The sequence below is a fragment of the Paenibacillus sp. ICGEB2008 genome, assembly GCF_000307675.1.
GTDB classification, from domain to species: domain Bacteria; phylum Bacillota; class Bacilli; order Paenibacillales; family Paenibacillaceae; genus Paenibacillus; species Paenibacillus polymyxa.
The window spans coordinates 1-17,769 of the sequence record NZ_AMQU01000027.1 but is presented as its reverse complement, the minus strand read 5'-3'; the positions used below and the strand labels follow the sequence as shown (position 1 = coordinate 17,769).

Sequence of the window (17,769 nt, the reverse complement as noted above, 5' to 3'; positions counted from 1 at the left end):
ATATATATTTTGTATACACTTTTTTATGTTGGGTTAAGCACGAACGACTGCTTTTTCAGAGCTTTCGGACTTTTCGTCCAACCACCATGTAAAGCCCTGCTCTTCCAACAATTGATCTGAAGCTTCTGGACCGTAAGAGCCTGCCGCATACGTGTGAAGCGGAACTTCACCACGGGCAAAGGCTTCAAGTACAGGTTGAACCCACACCCAAGACAGCTCCACTTCGTTCCAATGAGCAAAGAAGGTGGAATCGCCGCGCAGCGCATCATAAATGAGGCGTTCATAGGCTTCTGGAACATCCTTAGCCTCGGAATGATAATTCATCAGAATCGTCTCTAACTGGCCATTGTTCAGCGGATCTCTACTGTTCAGACGAAGTGTTACTTTTTCATCTGGGTTAACATGGATGATCAACAAGTTCGGGTCTGTCGGCTGCCCTTGAGCAGCATAAGGATCTGTGTTGTCCTTTTTAAATTCCACGACGATACGAGTGGATTTTTCTTTCATGCGTTTGCCAGTACGAATATAGAACGGTACACCCGACCATTGTTCATTATCAATCCAAAGACGAGCTGAAATGAACGTATCATTTTGCGAATCAGGTCCGATATCCGGCTCTTCTTTATAGGATGGAACTGCCTTTCCGTTGATTTCACCTTCGGTATATTGTCCTCTAACTACGTTGGATTTAATATCGGAAGGATCGAGGGCACGAAGCGCGTCCATCACCTTACTTTTCTCGTCCCGCACCTGGTCAGCTGTGATATGTCCCGGTTTGTCCATCGCCGTCATCATCAGCACCTGCAGCATGTGATTTTGTACCATATCACGAATAGCACCGGAGTGATCGTAGTATCCTGCTCGCTCCTCTACACCTACAGTCTCAGATGCGGTAATTTGCACATTGGCAATGTATTGGTTGTTCCATATCCCTTGAAGCAATGGATTAGCAAATTTCAAGGCTTCCAGGTTTTGAACCATGGGCTTACCTAAGTAATGGTCAATACGATAAATCTCATCCTCAGCAAAGGTTCTGCTCAGGCGATCATTCAGCTCACGTGCCGATTCCAAATCATGCCCAAATGGTTTTTCAATAATGAGTCGTTTCCAACCCTTCGTTTCAGCCAAACCACTTTCCCGAATGTTGTGGGCAATCACATCAAAAAATTCCGGTGCCACCGATAAATAAAACATGCGGTTCCCCGGAATTCCCAAGTCATTTTCACGTTGCTCAGCAAGCTGTAGCAGCTTTTTATAATCTTCCGGGTGGTTAACGTTCAATGCGCTGTAACGGAAAGCACTTAAGAACTGATCCATCTGTGCACGGTCTTCATTCACATGTCTGGAAAAATCCTTAATGGATTGCTCTACATTACTTTGAAATTGCTCGTCTGCCACTTCACGACGCCCCATCCCAATTACAGAAAAGGAAGCCGGAATTTTACCTTCTACAAACAAATTATACAAGGCAGGGTAAATTTTGCGTTTGGCCAAATCCCCTGTCGCTCCAAATAAGACAAATGTCATTGAATCCATGAAATATTCCTTCTTCCCATTATAAAAGATGAGGTTATTAAAAGTTACCTGAGGAATTAACGTAACCCATAATACACCCAAAATAAGGGGCAAGTCAATCAAATTTTAGCGAAATCGTGAACATTCGATATATCCTGTAATGATAACGTTTTCTGTGGTATGATTGACGTTAGGAAAGAGAAAAAACTGTTAAAATTGTCACAGTTGATACAATGCATTATAGTTACTATTGGTATACAGAGTTACTTTTAGTATACTGTTTAAAACAACAATGAAATTGAGGGGATTCAGATGAGCGACGACAGGCAGCCTAAGCTTTTGTGCGGTAAGGTGGAACAGTCCTTTCAGATCATCAGCAAAAAATGGACCGCTCTCATCATTCATACTTTGATGGAACATCCCAAACGATTTAGTGAAATTCAAGTCTCCATACCTGATCTTAGCAAACGCATGCTCAACGAGCGCATCAAGGAACTAGAGCTTTCCGGCCTAATCCTTCGCAATGTCATCACAGAGCGGCCTGTGCGTACCGAATATTCGCTGACACGTAAGGGTAAAGAGCTAGGTGATGCATTGAATGGTGTGGAGAGCTGGGCCGAAAGATGGCTCTAACCGCTAACAGGAGATCGCCAAACACGCTCTCCTGTTATTGTGTTACTCCATGTGGATCATAATACAAGCAATAGGACGAAAATAATGGGACAACCACGCAATAGCTCATGATTTCAGTAATGAGCCAGGAAAGGATGAGACCGATGGCATTTGGCATCACCCGACAGGAACTACTGACCTGGAAAAGAGAGGTCAGCCGTGGCGAGATTGCTTTTCTAACGCATTATTGGCTGGATGACCGCTTTCCAAGCATTACAACTGTCACCAAGGTGGGCTGTTCTGATTTGAATAAGCTACGCTCATGGTGCAAGCTCAACGGATTGGACCCCCAGTATATACATCAGCGTCAGCCCTATCCTCATTTTGATCTCATCGGTAACAAACAGACGGAAATTTTACGCAAGTATGGCATGAGCGATCAACTAAGACGCTTCGAGCCTCATCTTCAACCAAGTACACGCCCATAGTTCTAGACCGCAGCTCTCAGAGTTGCGGTATTTTTGTTTTCATACCAGATAATACCTTGTGTATCCAGATCGCTGACATAGCTCCTTCTCCCATTGCAACCGTCGCTTGCTCGGCATGAGCCCCTAAGTCTCCGGCCACCCATACATGTTCCACGTTTGTCATTTTGCTGCGGGGATGCGTCTCAATATGCTTGTTATGCAGCAGATGCACACCCAGTTGCTCCGCCAGCTCTGAATGAACATGGTTGCTTCCAAAGGCTAAGAAGCCCCGCTCTGCTCGAACCACTTGTCCATCAGCCAGCCGCACTCCTTCAAAACAGCCCGGTTGTCCCGTGATAATCTCAGAAATGGTTGCTTCCTTATATTCAATCCCTTTTTCCCGCAGCTTCACGATCAGCTCGTCCGGTACTTCTGAACGCTCATGATTGACATAGACAAGGTGATCGGTACGTGCCGACAAAATCAAGGCCATGGAAGCTCCCGCTTTGCCCGCCCCCATGACGACTGTACTGCGATCCTGGACCTCATACCCGTCACAGTCCGGGCACACATATATACTGTTGCCCAAGCAGGCTTGTAGCCCTTCCAGCTTTGGAAAACGGTCCGTCAGCCCTGTGGCCAATAACAGCGTTTTTGACGTATAAACTGACCCTGCCTCCACTTCAATATCAAAAAGCTCATCTCTCTTGGTCGCTTTTATCGCCTTACCATCGACAAATTCAGTGCCTAGCCTCGTGGCTTCACTACGTCCAAGCCGTCGTAGCTCTTCACCAGAAATCCCATCAGGAAAGCCCAAAATATTATGATACTGATGGCACAGCGTAGATCGACCATAGCCCGAATCGATCACCAGCACCCGATGACTGCTGTATCTGCCTAATTGAATGGCTGCTTGCAATCCGGCAATTCCCCCACCGACAATAATGCAATCGTAGTTCATATCCTAATTCCTCCTTCAAATACGTACAAATGCTAAACATCTGCCAAAAAAAGCAATCACACTTATGTAAACTTCTCATCCAATTTCAAACATAATATCACCCACTTACGGATGAATTAACCTATAAAAATTGAAATCACAAACAGCACTGCGGATTATCCACAGTGCTGTTTTCAGGTTTTCATGTCAAACCTGAATCATCATACTAATATGATCATTATTTAAATGTTTTTACGCGTTCCTCAATTGGTTGGAATTCCTTATCACCTGGTTGGAATGTCGGTTTACCAAATGGCATTTCAGCAATCAGTTTCCAATGCTCAGGAATGTTCCATTCATTTTTCACTTTTTCGTCGATCAAAGGATTATAGTGCTGAAGAGATGCGCCCAATCCTTCTTGCTCCAGAGCCGTCCATACAACCAGTTGCAGCATACCGTTAGATTGATTGGCCCAGATTGGGAAATTGTCCGCATACGCTTCAAATTGTTGTTGCAGACCAGCTACCACGTTGTTGTCTTCAAAGAACAAGACCGTTCCGTAACCGCTGCGGAAACCTTTCATTTTCTCAGCAGTAGATTTGAATTGTTCTTCATTGCCTACCACTTCCCGCAAAATATCTTCTGTAATATTCCACAGTTTGTCATGATGCTCTCCGAGCAACACTACAGCGCGTGAAGTTTGGGAATTGAAAGAGGTAGGTGTGTACTTCACAGCTTCCTCTACGATCTCTTGAATCCGTTGGTCAGAAATTACTTGTTCTTTGCTAATGCCATAATAGGAGCGTCTGTCTTTCAGAGCTGTGAAGAAGTCTTTAGTCATTTTGTTACCTCCTGAGAAAAATTAATTACTTTTCGTAACTTAATATACATCGTATATATCTTAAAGTCAAGAGATTTCTTTTTAAATATTACCAGTTAGTCGAAAATTATACGCCGCCATTATATTTTTTCTCACTAGAAGAGGTGTGCTTGGTTACATCCTTGTCTCTCTCCTCTTGTCTTTCCATCTTTAAATCCTCTACGGGAATGGCATCTACCGTCTGCTCGATTTCAAAACGGTCGAACAAGCTTTCCTGATCTGTCGGATACTGCTCTGCATGATCACGATTAATCGGCTGTTCCTGATGTTTAGATTCCGTTGTCTCTTTCCCCGTCTGGATTTTTTGCTCATTCTCACCGTGTAGCTTATCTTCAAATGGGTTCATCTTTCTTCCCTCCCTATCGGATTGGTATCCACAGTATACTTTTACCTTTCAGGTTGGGGATTAAACGCAAAAAAGAGAAAATCTCCGAAAGATTTTCTCTACTCATGCTCTTATAGATCGTTGACTGGGTTATTCCGAGCTGGATTTACGTGTACACTCATGAAAAAGATGAGGTTCCAGCTTCTCTCCCGCTACGAGCTTCTGCACCAGCTCTGTACCTGAGGCGGGGGTCATTTGACCATACCAGTCCCCTTGCGGATATACGATCACAACCGCAGCATCATGACAGCGCCCATTACAACGAGTTCTGGTCGTGTGAATATAGGCTTCTGCATGCTGTTTACGAATTTCATCCCGAATTGCTTGTGTAACTTCTTCGCCTTCATGTCGCATACATGTGCCTCCATTGCAGATCAACACATGATGCTTCATCGGTTCTAAATCAAAAATAGCCATAGCTTCCCCTTTAATCAACAGTTGTTGGTTTTATATCAATGTTTATCTGGATAAAGAACAAGCCTTGCTTCCATCTGCCCGTCTTCAATCGTCAGCACGATAAATGAGTATTCGTCTTCACCGCGTTTGTCCGTCGGAGACCCCGGATTAAGGACAAGCAGATCATCTATCTTTTTGACCACAGGAATATGCGAATGTCCATAAATCAGGCAATCCAATGTTTCTCCCTTAAATGTATTCAGTGCGATATTCTCTGTCGAGCCGCGCCAGCCGTGACCATGAACCATGCCGATCCGCTTGCCTTGGGCTTCCACGATTCGTTGGTAGCCCAGACGCTCCACGATGTCGGTTCCATCATTGTTTCCGGCAATGCCCTTCACAGGCGCAAATTCAGCTAGACGTTCATATACGAACCAATCCGTCCAGTCTCCGGCATGGAGAATGAGGTCACTGCCTTTTAACTCCTGCACAAGCCGACTAGGCAGCGTTTTGCTTCTGTGTGGCATATGAGTGTCTGAAAGTACGATGATTTTCATATCAATTTCTCCTTACCAGCGTCTTCACACGGATGAACTTTGTTGCCCAACCCGCTGCTGGAGCGCCTGCTCCAGATCTCGCAACGTAACGGTCTCGAAAAACACCTGGATTTTCTGCTCTGCCACGGTGTATAAACCATCCAACAAAGCGTCTATGTTCCTGCCAACCTCGCAATTATGATTGCTGTCGGTATGAATGGCAAACAGCGGGCCTTCATCCTTGGTCGCTTCATAGATCATTTTCAGATTGATGTTTGAACTCGACATGCTTAGACGAAAGCCACGCGCTCCCGGTGACGAATCCACCAGACCCGCTTGCTTGAGTCGGCTCATAATTCTTCTTACAACTACCGGGTTAGTATTGATACTGGAAGCAATAAGTGACGAAGTCATTCGCTCGGGTGCCCCTTCAGCCAGAAGAAGCAGACAATGGATACTAACGGAAAAATGGGTACTCATGTTAACCACCTTTATATGTGTGCCTCATTAAATGTTTGGTAAAATGCATGTTTCCATCATACCACAATAGAGGCAACGACACAGTGCTAACTATTGCTTACTCCGGAAAATAGTCATTTTCAGGGCGTACTCGCACTTTTAGTTGGCGCACACTATATTCCAACTGCTTAATGATATCCTCCAGTTGACGACGGTCAAGTGCATTAAAGTCGGTGGCAGGCTTGGGTGCACTTTTCAAATCACGTATGGTTGCCTGCTGCTCCTGCCACTTGTCCATCAGGTCGGCTATATTCGCATAAAAGCGTTCATAATCCTTGATTACTTCATCCAGAAAGGCATCCACCTCATCCGGATCATAGCCGCGCATTTTATTTTTGAACTGTTTCTCATGAATGGAGAGCGCGTCCAGCTGAATGCCCAGTTGTTTAAACAACTGCTTTTGCTTATCCAGACGACGCTTCATATGTTCATCCATCGGTTTTCCCTCCTTAACACACTATTCTTTTTATATCACATTCTAGGCTGGGAATAAAAGTCTCTGTGATTGCTAGGCTTTATGAACGGGTATAAAAGAGCATACACGCCACTCATACAGACCATGAAGGGGAGAGATGATCATGAACCATTTGAACGATTCGCAGCTTGCAGAGCTGAAACATATGTTATTGGAGCAGAAAAAGGATTTAGAAAAACATTTTAAACAAAATGGTCAGGAAAATACGAAATTGGGAGAAACACTGACAGATTCCACAGGGGAACTCTCATCCTATGATAACCACCCTGCTGATATAGGGACGGAAACCTTTGAACGATCCCGTGACCTGGCGATTAACGAGTCGCTGGAAAACGAACTGGAGCAGGTTAATGCAGCCCTGCAACGGATGGAAGATGGGACGTATGGAATATGTGTGGAGAGCGGCGAAGAAATTCCTTTTGAACGGTTACAAGCCATTCCATATACAGCCTATACCGTCGAGCACACGCCAACACGGGAATTATCGAATGACCGTCCAATCGAGGAACAGGTTATGACTCCGCCGCCCAAAGGTGCAGGTGAGGTTCGCCAACGGAATGCAGGACGATTTGACGATGCGGGCGCATGGGACGCAGTAGAAAAATACGGCACATCGAATTCGCCTGCGACAGCCGCCAAGCGTGATGTCACAGATTATGATGAAAATATGTAATGCTCGAATGTGCAAAGACTCATTAAAAATATCTATGTATTAGTTCATCTAAAAAAGCAGCTTGTCCTTGAGACAGGCTGCCTTTTTATGTCTTCTGGGAATACGGTAATCCTGCTTATCCAATCTCTATCCGTTTACGACTGCGAGCTGATTCAATACAGGCGTCGATCACTTTCATATTACTAACCGCATCTTCTGGCTCATATGGCAAAGGAATACCGTCAAGTACGGCTTTGGCAAAAGCATCAGCTTGCAGTTCAAAAGAATTAAAACCCTTTAGACGTTCCTCACGCGTAACCGAACCAACGTGAACGAAAATTTGCGGTACGACAGAGGTTCTTTCCCAACCGAACATTTTGGGCATCGCAATCGTACCCTTGCTGCCGAGAATTTCCATGTTGGAACGGTTGGCTGCCCACATGCCACAATCGAAAGTAAGGTTGACTCCACCCGGAAATTCCAGCAGACCGGAGGCCATCATATCAACGTTGTCATGCTCCGGGGAAAATAAAGCATGTACCGTCACTGCCTCCGGCTCCCGATCCAAATACATACGAGCGGCTGATATCGGATACACGCCCACATCATACAACGAGCCACCGCCCATGCTTTTATTAAAGCGCACATTATCTGCCTGATCGGTATTGTTAAATGTAAACGTGCAATGAATACCGCGAATGTCACCAATTTCCCCACTATTGATGATTTCCTTAATTCTTCGATGTTTGGGATGATAGCGATACATAAAAGCTTCTGCAAAAGTCACTCCTGCACGGCGACATGCTTCAATCATACGGCTTGTCCCGGCCGAGCTAAGAGAAGATGGTTTTTCACACAAAACATGCTTGCCGGCCTCCGCTGCTTTTATGGTCCATTCTTCATGCAGATGGTTCGGCAACGGTATATACACTGCTCCGATTTCGGGATCGGCCAACAGCTCGTCATAGCTTCCATAACTTCTCGGAATATCGAACTCCCGGGCGGCCTCAGTGGCTTTATCCGCATTACGACTAGCAATTCCAAGTACTTCTCCGCGTTCGGATTGCTGAATCGCCGGAATTACAGCGATTTTGGCGATCTCCGCCGTGCCTAAAATTCCCCATTTCAGCTTTCTACCCATCATTCTCATCCTTTCGTCGTCAGGAATAGTTGTCTTGTTCCGCTTTATGCAGCATACCTAAGCAACGGTCCAGGTCGGCTTTGACCTGCTTTTTGTACAGCCGAGCTTTCTCCTCTCCATCGTCTGTGAAATGATAGAGCACAATCTCCTGGAAATCTACACGCGGGTCTGTTCCTTTTAATCGTTTGGTACGGTAAAAAACGCCTTCCTGAACCAGTTCATGCAGTGCCCGGTAGACCTCGCTTTGAGGCGGAACATATCCGAAACCACTAAACTCATCTTTCATCGATTCGAGCATCTGATATCCATATCCGCGATGCCTCTCTACCATTGTGATCAGATAAATTTTGATAAAAGCCCGCTGGGATATCATAAACGCCATTTCACAACCTCCTCTACACCTTATTCAAGTCTCTTATCTTCCATTATAAACCACTCTGCGTCCATAGACTATTTCCTTTCATAAATATGAGAGCTTACGAGAATTCTCCCTCCCTTGTGACTGGTGTTAAGATGACGAGAACTATGGAATGAAGCATTCTAGAGTAGTGTGCGTAGCGCTGAGGGTGATTTTATGATTTTCTATTGTGAATTTTTCATGTATTGAAATAGCATAATACCACTTAAAAAAGTATCCCTCGGCCTTCTTCTGAGGGCTTCGGGATACTTTTTGTGAAATAATGTAACTTGATCGCTGAATCAAGCTTGCTTTTGTATGGCTGGCGGACTTCCTGCCGGACGAGGACGAATCCGAAGACCCACAATCCATTTACCCAAAGGCAAATGTGCCAGCACCCATGTTCCAGCAATGGAAAAGATCATACAAAGAACAAATGAAGCCAATGTACGAAGAACGTGACTCCAATCGGCAAACAACGCACTATCAAAATAGTAGGTTGCGCGCAACATAAAGGCATGCATCAGATACGCTCCATAGGACAATGTTCCGATGGCCGTTAGCACCCTCGCCGCACGTCCTCCCTTGTGAGCAATCCACGTTGCTATCCGATAAGCTACAAAAATAGACGTGATGCAATATACAGCCATGACCGGACGTAGCAGAGACAAGTAATTAAAGGAAAGAACCGTACCTTGCGGCGTCTGGAACTGACCAATCATCTCATACAGCAAGTACCCTGTAATCACGATAAACAACGGCCAGTATACCAACTGTGCCTTGATGACCCAAGCATTCCAACGCTTGATGTTCATCCCGGCTGCCGCTCCTAAAAGAAAATAAAAGAAAAAATAGATCACATTCCGGTCAGCATATATGGTAAACCAAGAAGAAATGACGGGAAGCTGGAGCTGATCCATCACTTGATATACGGGTCCAACCGCGAACATAAGCAAAATATAGAGTACGCTGAATCCAGCCAATGCAGTGGGTCGCCATGTTGAAGGCAGTAGCGCAGACAAACGACGTACAGCATAACGAAACACGGGAAATAACACATAACATTGGATAATCATAACGATATACCATAGATGATAGCTGCTTTTCCCGTTCAACAGCTTCTGGAAAAAATCTAACGGGTGAATAAATCCTCCACCTTGCGCAAGCTGATTCCCCAACTCGTATAAAAGAGACCATATAATATAAGGAACAATGATGTCCATGAATCGTTTACGTAAAAACGTTCCATATTTTAAGGCTCCATCATAATTGTAAAATAACACCATTCCAGTAATAAACACAAACACAGGCACTGCAAATTTGGAACACAGCAGTAATAGTGTCATCACAACTCCGTCCTGGATGCGCGCCCCCTGCGCAACCGCATAGTGTGCGACGGAATGCTGAAGAACAACGGCTGCAAAAGCCAGTCCTCTCAGCAAAGCAACTTCGGAAATTCTCTCTTTTTGACTCATGTCACTCTCCTGTTGCATCTAGCAATTTATAAATCCAGGATTTTTGTAAAATCCCCAAATCTATTATAACGACAATTCTATAAAAATATATAGGAGGATAAACGTGCCAATGCAAGCCAAGCATCATCTGACTTAGGTGGTTTCAATAAGTAGGTAACACATAAAAGCAGCAGTCTTCCCTCTGGGGAAGACTGCTGCTGTAGAAATAACCTGTATACAAAGGAGATAGAAAAGCCTGTTAAATCACGTCCTTAACTAGCCGTTCGGTGTTTACAGGTTCCTTCTAGTATCTGTGTACGCACCTGTCCGCGAATCTGCCACCGTATCATCATATGTTCTGTAACGATCCGCATTCAGAGAACGATTGGTGCGGAAAATATCATAAACATCCCTGTGATGATCAGCGGAATCCACCAGCACTAAAATCTTGCCCTGATCGACGTATGTCTCGTATTGACGGGCATCATCTTCTGGAATGCCTAGTCCGACCAGCCCACCGACCAAGCCACCTGCTCCCGCTCCGACAGCTGCCCCGGTAAGGGTAGCCGCGATAGGTCCAGCCGCAAGAATAGGTCCGATACCTGGAATCGCCAAGGCACCAATGCCTGCCAGCAATCCAGCGACACCGCCTACAACACCACCAGTAGCCGCTCCTGTAGCCACACCCTCCGGTGCTTTGGTGCCTGTCTCTTCACTAATCGTCCTTAAGTCGTCACGGTCACGTGTGATCACAGAAATTTCACTGCTTGGGATTCCTTTGCTCTGCAATTGTCCAATTGCACGAGATGCTTCCTGCTCGGTATCAAAAACACCAACAATTTTCTTTTCATTATAATCGTTTAAGTTATTAGCCATGATAGTTACCTCCCAATATGTTGTTGTTGAGTGGTTCGTTTTTTTATTACCCCACTATCCTGACGTTTAAACGATTTTACAAAATTCGCGATGATGTCTATTCCAGGTTCGGCTGCCGATTATCGCTTGGGCTTTGCTCTGTTAGTCGCCACAGCTTCTAGTGGATCATCTGGCCAATAATGCTTGGGGTATCTTCCTTTTAGGTCCTTTTTGACTTCAAAATATGCCTCGCTCCAGAAGCTGGACAGGTCGGATGTCACTTGCACAGGTCGCTGGGCTGGTGACAGGAGGTGCAGCACAATCGGAACTCGTCCGCGTCCAATACGGGGCGTATCCTTCATGCCGAACAGTTCTTGTAGTCTCACGGCCAGTGAAGGTGCCTCAGGTTGCGAATAATCGACAGGAATACGAGAACCACTGGGTACACGTATATGCGTCGGTGCTTCCTGTTCGAGCTGCTGTCGCTGTTCCCAATTCAATCTGCCAAGCAGCAATTCACTACCGTCCAGTCGTTGCAGATCAGCTAAATTTTTGGCACCAACTGCAAATGGCAGCAGCCACGATTCCAGTGAATCCAGCAGCGCGGATTCCGATCTGTCAGGCCAATCCTCGGGCGCAGAGAAGTGCATAAAAATCAGACGCGCCTGCAACTGAAGGGTTTGCCGATTCCAGGACAGCAGTTTGAGACCACGTTCCCGGACACCCTGCATTAAGGCAGCAGCGATTTCCTCTGCCGGAGGTCGCTCATAGGACGCTTCCTTTAGGATAAGCGAGCCCAGCCGCAGTACCTTACGGGCTCTCACGGCTGAAGCAGAGCTATCCCAGTATACGTTGGCTTCTTCCAGCAGCAAATCGCTGCAATGCTGGATCAGCTCTTGCAGTTCAATCGGTGCCGCCAACTGAATGGCGCCATCTGCTCCCTCGTCGTCCACTTCGGCGGCGACGAGATAGGGTGAACGCGACATCCACTCCACTCGTCGGAGTCGCGCCCCCCGGCCGCCGCTAAGCAAAAAGCGGCCATCCCCTCGGCCCTGCGCGATCCGATCCGGATACGCAAAGGCCAGCAGTAGCCCGCAGGCCGCGGAGCCGTCAGGCTCGTCCTGCAATGCGGCTGTGGTCGGCAGCGTGGCTAGCAGCTGCCGACTCTCCTGCACGATACGACGAATCACCGTATCGTCTGCCGCTTCCAGCAGGCTGTGCATACTGCGGGCGTGAGCCGCCTCGCGCAAGGCATCCAGCCGCGGGCGCAAATCCGTTCCGCCATGAGCACGGAACGGGTCCCGCTCTTGCAGCAGCGCAGCTAGACGGCTGGCAGTTGGAGCCAAGCCAAGGGCTGCTGCGCGTAGCAGCATGTGTCCTAAGCGCGGGTGCGTGCCCAAGGCGGATACCTCGCGCCCATGCGCGGTGATGCCGCCTGCTGTACCATCGGCTGCGGCATCCAGGCAGCCGAGCTGGCGCAGCAGACCTGTGGCCTGGTGGTACGCCGCCTCAGGCGGGGCATCCAGCCAGCCCAGCTCGGCGGGCTCGCGCACGCCCCAGGCCGCCAGCTCCAGCGCGAGCGGGGCCAGATCCGCCGCCGCGATTTCCGGGCGGCTGGCATCAGGGAGCGCAGCATGCTCCTGCGCACTCCACAGCCGGTAGCATACGCCCGGCTGGAGACGGCCCGCCCGCCCGCGCCGCTGATCGGCGGAGGCCTTGGACACCTTAACGGTGGTCAAACGGCTCATGCCGGTTCGCGCGGAAAACACCGATTCGCGTGACAGTCCGCTATCGATCACCACCGTAATCCCCGCGATGGTCAAGCTGGACTCGGCAATCGAGGTGGCTAATACCACTTTACGGCTGTCCGGAGCCGACGGGCGTATTGCCTCATCTTGCTGCTCCAGCTTCATGCTGCCGTACAGCGGAATGATTTTGACGGAGGCCGGTAAATTTCTGGACGTCAGTTCTCGTTCTGTTCTATGAATTTCTCTAGCCCCTGGTAAAAACACCAGTAAATCGCCTTCATGGGCATAAAGCGCCTTTTCTACCGTCTCAGCCGTAAAAGACTCTAATGAGGTTGACGAAGGCTTGGACATATGCAAGGTTTCTACCGGAAATACGGTGCCTGGGCACTCCAGTAAGGGTGCATCCCCTAGCAGTCTGCATACAGGCTCTGCCTCTAGGGTGGCAGACATGATTAATATTTTCAAATCCGGTCGCAGCAGCGCCTGGCTTTGCAGGGCAAGTGCCAAGCCCAAGTCTGCATGCAAGCTGCGTTCGTGAAACTCATCAAAAATAATCAGCCCGACTCCCTCCAAAGCCTGATCATGTTGCAACATCCGGGTCAGTACGCCCTCCGTAACCACTTCAATCCGCGTGCTTGGTCCTACCTTTGTATCCATACGAACGCGGTAACCTACGGTCTTACCAGTTGACTCGCCTAGCGCCTTTGCCATTTGCGCTGCTGCCGCACGTGCTGCCAAGCGTCGCGGCTCCAGCATAATTATCTTTTGCTCCGCCAGCCACGGCTCATGCAGCAGTTCTAATGGTGTTACTGTTGTTTTCCCCGCTCCCGGCTGTGCAATCAGGACCGCCGCTGAATGGGATAGCAAGGCATGCTTAAGCTCGGGGATGACTTGCGTAATAGGCAATTGTTTATCTGTCAATGAAATCTCTCCAATGATACGCTTGAGGCGTAGAATCTAAGTTTGAATTCTTTCTCTATTGTGAATTTTTCACTATCTGTAATTATTGAAAAGTGAATAAAAAATGTTAAGCTGGTCCACAGCAAAGGGATTTCATCTCACCTGTCGTGCATGATTCTTCTAAATCTATTATACAGATATTTAAATTTGCCGTCTGGTCATCGCAGGTATGCACACTTTCCCGTGCCATCTCCTATACTTGTCGGGATGCACTCGCGGCAAGATCGTTTTATAATATGGTTGATATGGATTGCTAAAGGACGGATTGTAGAAACACGGAATACAGAATCGAGGTAACTTCGTATGGAATTACAAACCCAACCCATTAGAGGACGATTCGCCCCAACACCATCGGGATGGATACACTTAGGAAACGCTCGCACCGCCTTATTATCCTGGCTGCATGTTCGTTCCCTAGGCGGAACCTATATTTTGCGCATGGAAGATATTGATATGACACGAGCTCGCAGCGCATTGGCGCAAGGAATTATGGAGGATTTGCGCTGGATCGGGCTGGATTGGGACGAAGGACCCGACATTGGCGGTCCCTATGGTCCTTACACTCAGAGCCAGCGACTGGAACGCTTCCAATCTGCATTGGAGAAACTCCAGGGGCAAGATTTACTGTATCCTTGTTTTTGCAGTCGGGCAGACATTATGGCTGCCGCCCATGCTCCGCACGGACTGTCGGGTGAAGGGCCTGCATATTCAGGGACATGTCGTAACCTTAGCTCTTCAGAAGCTCTAGCTAAAGCACAGCATAAACTCCCTTCACTTCGTTTTAAAGTACCGCAGCATTCAGATGATATTATTTCTTTTCATGATCAGGTAGCTGGTCATGTATCCTTCCGTGCGTCGGAGGGGGGCGATTTTATCATCAAACGGGCGGATGGCATGTTTTCATATCAACTTGCCGTCGTCGTCGATGATGCGAATATGCATATGACCGATGTGCTGCGCGGATATGATCTTCTCGATTCGACTCCCCGTCAGCTATTGTTATACCAAGCACTGGGCTTAGTGCCGCCACGTTTCGCACACGTCCCCCTTGTCCTGGGTCCGGATGGACGTAGACTGGCCAAACGACATGGTGGCGTAGCACTCCGAGCCATGCGTCGGCAAGGAATTACACCGGAAGCCGTCATTGGCTGGCTCGCCTATTTTTCCGGGCTGTTGGATTCTCCTGAGCCTGTGAAGGCTATGGATTTAATCGATGGCTTTCATTTGGACAAGCTGCCTCGGGAGCCAGTCATCCTGACCAAGCAATGCCTCACGAAATTATCTGCACTGCAACGGTAATGAGATAAAACACGGAAAGAAAGTGTATGGGCAAGGGCATTCCGCCCTTTACTCCTCTCGCTGTTATTCCTCCAGTCGCTGACGCACAGCAGACTCATATTCATAAAATACAGACGACATATTCAGCCCTCTTTCCTCCAGCAGCATACGAAGACGAAGTGATTTTTCAGTCAGCCTGCGACTGATCCGCTGTTGCTCTCCTGCCTCATGGCAAGCGTGAAGCAAATCACGTAACTGGACACATTCCTTTTGCAGCTGTAGCTCTTCCGGTAAAATACCTGCATTTTTCAACAGCTTGTACGACATCCGCAGCTCTTCTGGAACATGTGACAAATCCTCAATCACCAGTGGCTTGCCCTCTCCCGGCAAATGATCAAACTCACCTTTGGCCATCGCCTCGGCAATCTTCTGCTCTGCCATTCTAGAGAACATTCTCATCACTCCTTGTAATAAGCGTCCTATGTACAATCTATATTAAATAAACCGGGAGTCCTTTGCCACTGTAGCTTACATATTATGAGGTTGTCCTGTATTTCTGTCGGAGAGTGATGGTTATTCTTCGATTCTAAGCAACTGACATACTTGTTTTCTATATTTTTTGGCCTTACGTGTTCCATGAATGAGATTGGACAAGCGGCTAGCAGGAATATGATAGGTGTCACAAAAAGTTCTCTGATCCATTTGCTTCTCAACTAGCTTTTCTTTGATTTTCCAGCCCAAAGGGGTTACAGGATTTCGTTTGTTCAACAGCGCTACCACATCTTCATAGTATAGGATTTAGGATTTTTATTGGAGTTTGGAGATTGGAGTTCGCCTTCCTTTAAAATGCATCATGCACACACATTAGCTAAGATTTCATTTTGCAATTTTGGTATTGATTCAATAATTCATCCAGTTTCATGGATTGTTCAATTACTTTAGGATGCGTTAAAAATCCGTATTTTTTCTGCACTTGGTACAGTCTTTTTCTGGCCCGTTCGACACGAAGTAAAGTCACACCTGGATTCATCAGCATGATTCCCCCTTCTGTGTCATATTCTAATGCAAAACGTAATTTTTTGGATTTTTTTTAAAATACGCTTAACAAAAAAAAGTGCTTCTGGAACATTCCAGATGCACTTTTTGTCGGTTTATGTTTGGTTAAAATATAACAGACTCTTACAAACTTAGCTTAAAACCCAACTATTATTTCACTATACAGTCGTATATTACTTCCTTTGCCACCCCCTCCATATTTCCTGGATAAAGTCAGGTGTGGGTTAAAATTTGTAGCAACAGTGACGCTTTACTTGCACAGCAATATTATCTTCTCCATTTTCCATCTACATTTGTTTTTTCAGCTTGGAATCAACATTGATAAATAATTGATTACTACTAATAATAAAATAATCTTTCTTTCCGCCCTTCTCTAATTAAACTCTCATACCTCGTACACAATCTAAAGTCTGCAAATTGTTTAAACTGCTCAAATAATTTTATGCAACTAATGAAAAAAGCTTCTTTGTTAATGACTAATGATTTAAATAAAACGTCTAGTAAGTGTTTAAAGCCAAGTGAGTAATTACCTTTATTTAAATAATATTTAGCCAGCTCATATTTAAAACGTGTTGATTGTTCTGGAACCACTTGATAAGTGTACATATCAGCAGATAATTGCTGTTGAGTAATCGAATCAATCTCCGTTTCGAACTGTTTAAGTATGTCATCCACATCAACTTGATATCGGTTAGCCGCCATCATAATATTCAACAGCTTTGTAATCATTTCTTTTTCAGAAGCATCTGGCGATGCAGCAATATATTCAACATAATTGTTTAGTACACTTATATCTCCAGATAATAGTTTATAGGTGTAAGTATTACCTTCTGCCCAATCTTGAAACTGTTTAATCCAATGCAGAGTATTCTCGTCCGTCTCTTTGACCCAATCTAAATTAGCGTAGGCGTATGTATATTCTAATGCCTGATCATAATCGCCTTTGGCCTCATATACACTGGCACACAATAAATCGGCATAGGTAATATACACAAACAAGGGACGACTCAGCTTCTTTTCAAGTTGCGCATGGTTTCGCTTCTTCTGCTGATGCTCCAATGTATATTGGATTTCAGCTTTATCTCTCATTTTGCGAGCAATCACATCAAGCCTGTCCCATAAGCGCAAAGAACGATACACATTCGCCAAATCCTTTAAGGCATCAAGCTGATCTATTTCATCCAGTCGTTCCACGAAGGGTTCAAATAATGTGGCTGCCTTGAGATTAAGACCTTGATCGTCTCCAACTTGAATCGTAAATATGCGATATTGACAGATGGCCAAGCGTTCAGAATGCTGATATTTCTCCACTTCTGCGACAATCTCATAAAGCAGCAGCGCAGCAGCATGTCTTCTCTGATTAAATAATGCTTCTGCAATATCAAATAGTCTGGACGCATACAGCGGATTGTCCATAATATGACCAACCATTCGACGATTGCATCCAGCTTGTCCAACTCCGCACAACGATACAATAATGCTCGATTCGACCTAAAATTCGGA

Annotated in this window: 21 protein-coding genes; 4 read left to right on the top strand and 17 right to left on the bottom strand. The window is 46.3% G+C overall.

Translation table 11 applies throughout. From position 1 onward, the window contains the following. Window positions 1-33 precede the first annotated feature (33 nt). Window positions 34-1,536, bottom strand: coding sequence for a glucose-6-phosphate dehydrogenase (zwf, locus tag C400_RS0122715; RefSeq protein WP_017428334.1), 1,503 nt, complete (start codon window positions 1,534-1,536; stop codon window positions 34-36). 291 nt (window positions 1,537-1,827) lie between these two features. Between zwf and C400_RS0122710 the strand changes: the two genes are divergently transcribed. Beyond that, window positions 1,828-2,148 (top strand): winged helix-turn-helix transcriptional regulator, encoded by a 321-nt coding sequence (locus tag C400_RS0122710; RefSeq protein ID WP_014599691.1) that lies wholly within the window; start codon window positions 1,828-1,830, stop codon window positions 2,146-2,148. A 143-nt stretch (window positions 2,149-2,291) separates the two neighbouring features. Next, window positions 2,292-2,615: a hypothetical protein gene (locus tag C400_RS0122705; protein WP_017428333.1), complete on the top strand. Its 324-nt coding sequence runs from the start codon at window positions 2,292-2,294 to the stop codon at window positions 2,613-2,615. Window positions 2,616-2,631: 16 nt separating this feature from the next. Here the strand turns inward: C400_RS0122705 and C400_RS0122700 are convergent, their stop codons facing one another. From C400_RS0122700 to C400_RS0122670, 7 genes are all read right to left on the bottom strand, one after another. Further along, entirely contained in the window at window positions 2,632-3,555 is a 924-nt protein-coding gene (locus tag C400_RS0122700; RefSeq protein ID WP_017428332.1) for an NAD(P)/FAD-dependent oxidoreductase, read from the bottom strand. 217 nt (window positions 3,556-3,772) lie between these two features. Continuing rightward, window positions 3,773-4,375: a nitroreductase family protein gene (locus C400_RS0122695; protein WP_017428331.1), complete on the bottom strand. Its 603-nt coding sequence runs from the start codon at window positions 4,373-4,375 to the stop codon at window positions 3,773-3,775. Between the two features lie 106 nt (window positions 4,376-4,481). Beyond that, window positions 4,482-4,760 (bottom strand): hypothetical protein, encoded by a 279-nt coding sequence (locus C400_RS0122690; RefSeq protein WP_017428330.1) that lies wholly within the window; start codon window positions 4,758-4,760, stop codon window positions 4,482-4,484. 129 nt (window positions 4,761-4,889) lie between these two features. Beyond that, a complete protein-coding gene (locus C400_RS0122685; RefSeq protein WP_017428329.1) occupies window positions 4,890-5,216 on the bottom strand; it encodes a (2Fe-2S) ferredoxin domain-containing protein in 327 nt (108 codons plus the stop codon). A gap of 35 nt (window positions 5,217-5,251) precedes the next feature. Next, complete coding sequence (locus C400_RS0122680; RefSeq protein WP_017428328.1) at window positions 5,252-5,752, bottom strand: metallophosphoesterase family protein; 501 nt, start codon at window positions 5,750-5,752, stop codon at window positions 5,252-5,254. Window positions 5,753-5,776: 24 nt separating this feature from the next. Then, window positions 5,777-6,211, bottom strand: coding sequence for an Rrf2 family transcriptional regulator (locus C400_RS0122675; protein ID WP_017428327.1), 435 nt, complete (start codon window positions 6,209-6,211; stop codon window positions 5,777-5,779). Between the two features lie 97 nt (window positions 6,212-6,308). Next, on the bottom strand, window positions 6,309-6,686 hold the full coding sequence (locus C400_RS0122670) for a DivIVA domain-containing protein (protein WP_016821045.1): 378 nt from the start codon (window positions 6,684-6,686) through the stop codon (window positions 6,309-6,311). Window positions 6,687-6,828: 142 nt separating this feature from the next. Between C400_RS0122670 and C400_RS0122665 the strand changes: the two genes are divergently transcribed. Beyond that, window positions 6,829-7,398 carry a TraR/DksA C4-type zinc finger protein gene (locus tag C400_RS0122665; RefSeq protein WP_016821044.1) on the top strand — a complete coding sequence of 190 codons (570 nt, stop codon included), beginning with the start codon at window positions 6,829-6,831 and terminating at the stop codon, window positions 7,396-7,398. 115 nt (window positions 7,399-7,513) lie between these two features. Here the strand turns inward: C400_RS0122665 and C400_RS0122660 are convergent, their stop codons facing one another. From C400_RS0122660 to hrpB, 5 genes are all read right to left on the bottom strand, one after another. Continuing rightward, window positions 7,514-8,518 carry a Gfo/Idh/MocA family protein gene (locus C400_RS0122660; protein ID WP_017428326.1) on the bottom strand — a complete coding sequence of 335 codons (1,005 nt, stop codon included), beginning with the start codon at window positions 8,516-8,518 and terminating at the stop codon, window positions 7,514-7,516. Window positions 8,519-8,537: 19 nt separating this feature from the next. After that, window positions 8,538-8,900, bottom strand: coding sequence for a helix-turn-helix transcriptional regulator (locus C400_RS0122655; RefSeq protein WP_013310011.1), 363 nt, complete (start codon window positions 8,898-8,900; stop codon window positions 8,538-8,540). Between the two features lie 317 nt (window positions 8,901-9,217). Then, entirely contained in the window at window positions 9,218-10,390 is a 1,173-nt protein-coding gene (locus tag C400_RS0122650) for an acyltransferase (protein ID WP_017428325.1), read from the bottom strand. A 270-nt stretch (window positions 10,391-10,660) separates the two neighbouring features. Further along, window positions 10,661-11,245, bottom strand: coding sequence for a general stress protein (locus C400_RS0122645; protein ID WP_017428324.1), 585 nt, complete (start codon window positions 11,243-11,245; stop codon window positions 10,661-10,663). Between the two features lie 119 nt (window positions 11,246-11,364). Then, window positions 11,365-13,893: an ATP-dependent helicase HrpB gene (gene hrpB, locus C400_RS0122640; protein WP_017428323.1), complete on the bottom strand. Its 2,529-nt coding sequence runs from the start codon at window positions 13,891-13,893 to the stop codon at window positions 11,365-11,367. Between the two features lie 342 nt (window positions 13,894-14,235). Between hrpB and gluQRS the strand changes: the two genes are divergently transcribed. Continuing rightward, window positions 14,236-15,231: a tRNA glutamyl-Q(34) synthetase GluQRS gene (gluQRS, locus tag C400_RS0122635; RefSeq protein ID WP_080902257.1), complete on the top strand. Its 996-nt coding sequence runs from the start codon at window positions 14,236-14,238 to the stop codon at window positions 15,229-15,231. Window positions 15,232-15,294: 63 nt separating this feature from the next. On the opposite strand, the gene C400_RS0122630 is transcribed toward gluQRS, so the two are convergent. The 4 genes from C400_RS0122630 to C400_RS0122615 form a co-directional block, all read right to left on the bottom strand. Beyond that, a complete protein-coding gene (locus C400_RS0122630; RefSeq protein WP_025364688.1) occupies window positions 15,295-15,669 on the bottom strand; it encodes a DnaJ family domain-containing protein in 375 nt (124 codons plus the stop codon). 114 nt (window positions 15,670-15,783) lie between these two features. Continuing rightward, the gene (locus tag C400_RS0122625) at window positions 15,784-15,978 is read right to left on the bottom strand and encodes a Rha family transcriptional regulator (RefSeq protein WP_017428320.1); all 195 of its coding nucleotides are present in this window, start codon (window positions 15,976-15,978) and stop codon (window positions 15,784-15,786) included. Window positions 15,979-16,078: 100 nt separating this feature from the next. Further along, on the bottom strand, window positions 16,079-16,246 hold the full coding sequence (locus tag C400_RS27075) for an aspartyl-phosphate phosphatase Spo0E family protein (protein WP_017428319.1): 168 nt from the start codon (window positions 16,244-16,246) through the stop codon (window positions 16,079-16,081). Between the two features lie 359 nt (window positions 16,247-16,605). Next, on the bottom strand, window positions 16,606-17,697 hold the full coding sequence (locus tag C400_RS0122615; RefSeq protein ID WP_017428318.1) for a hypothetical protein: 1,092 nt from the start codon (window positions 17,695-17,697) through the stop codon (window positions 16,606-16,608). Between the last annotated feature and the right edge of the window lie 72 nt (window positions 17,698-17,769).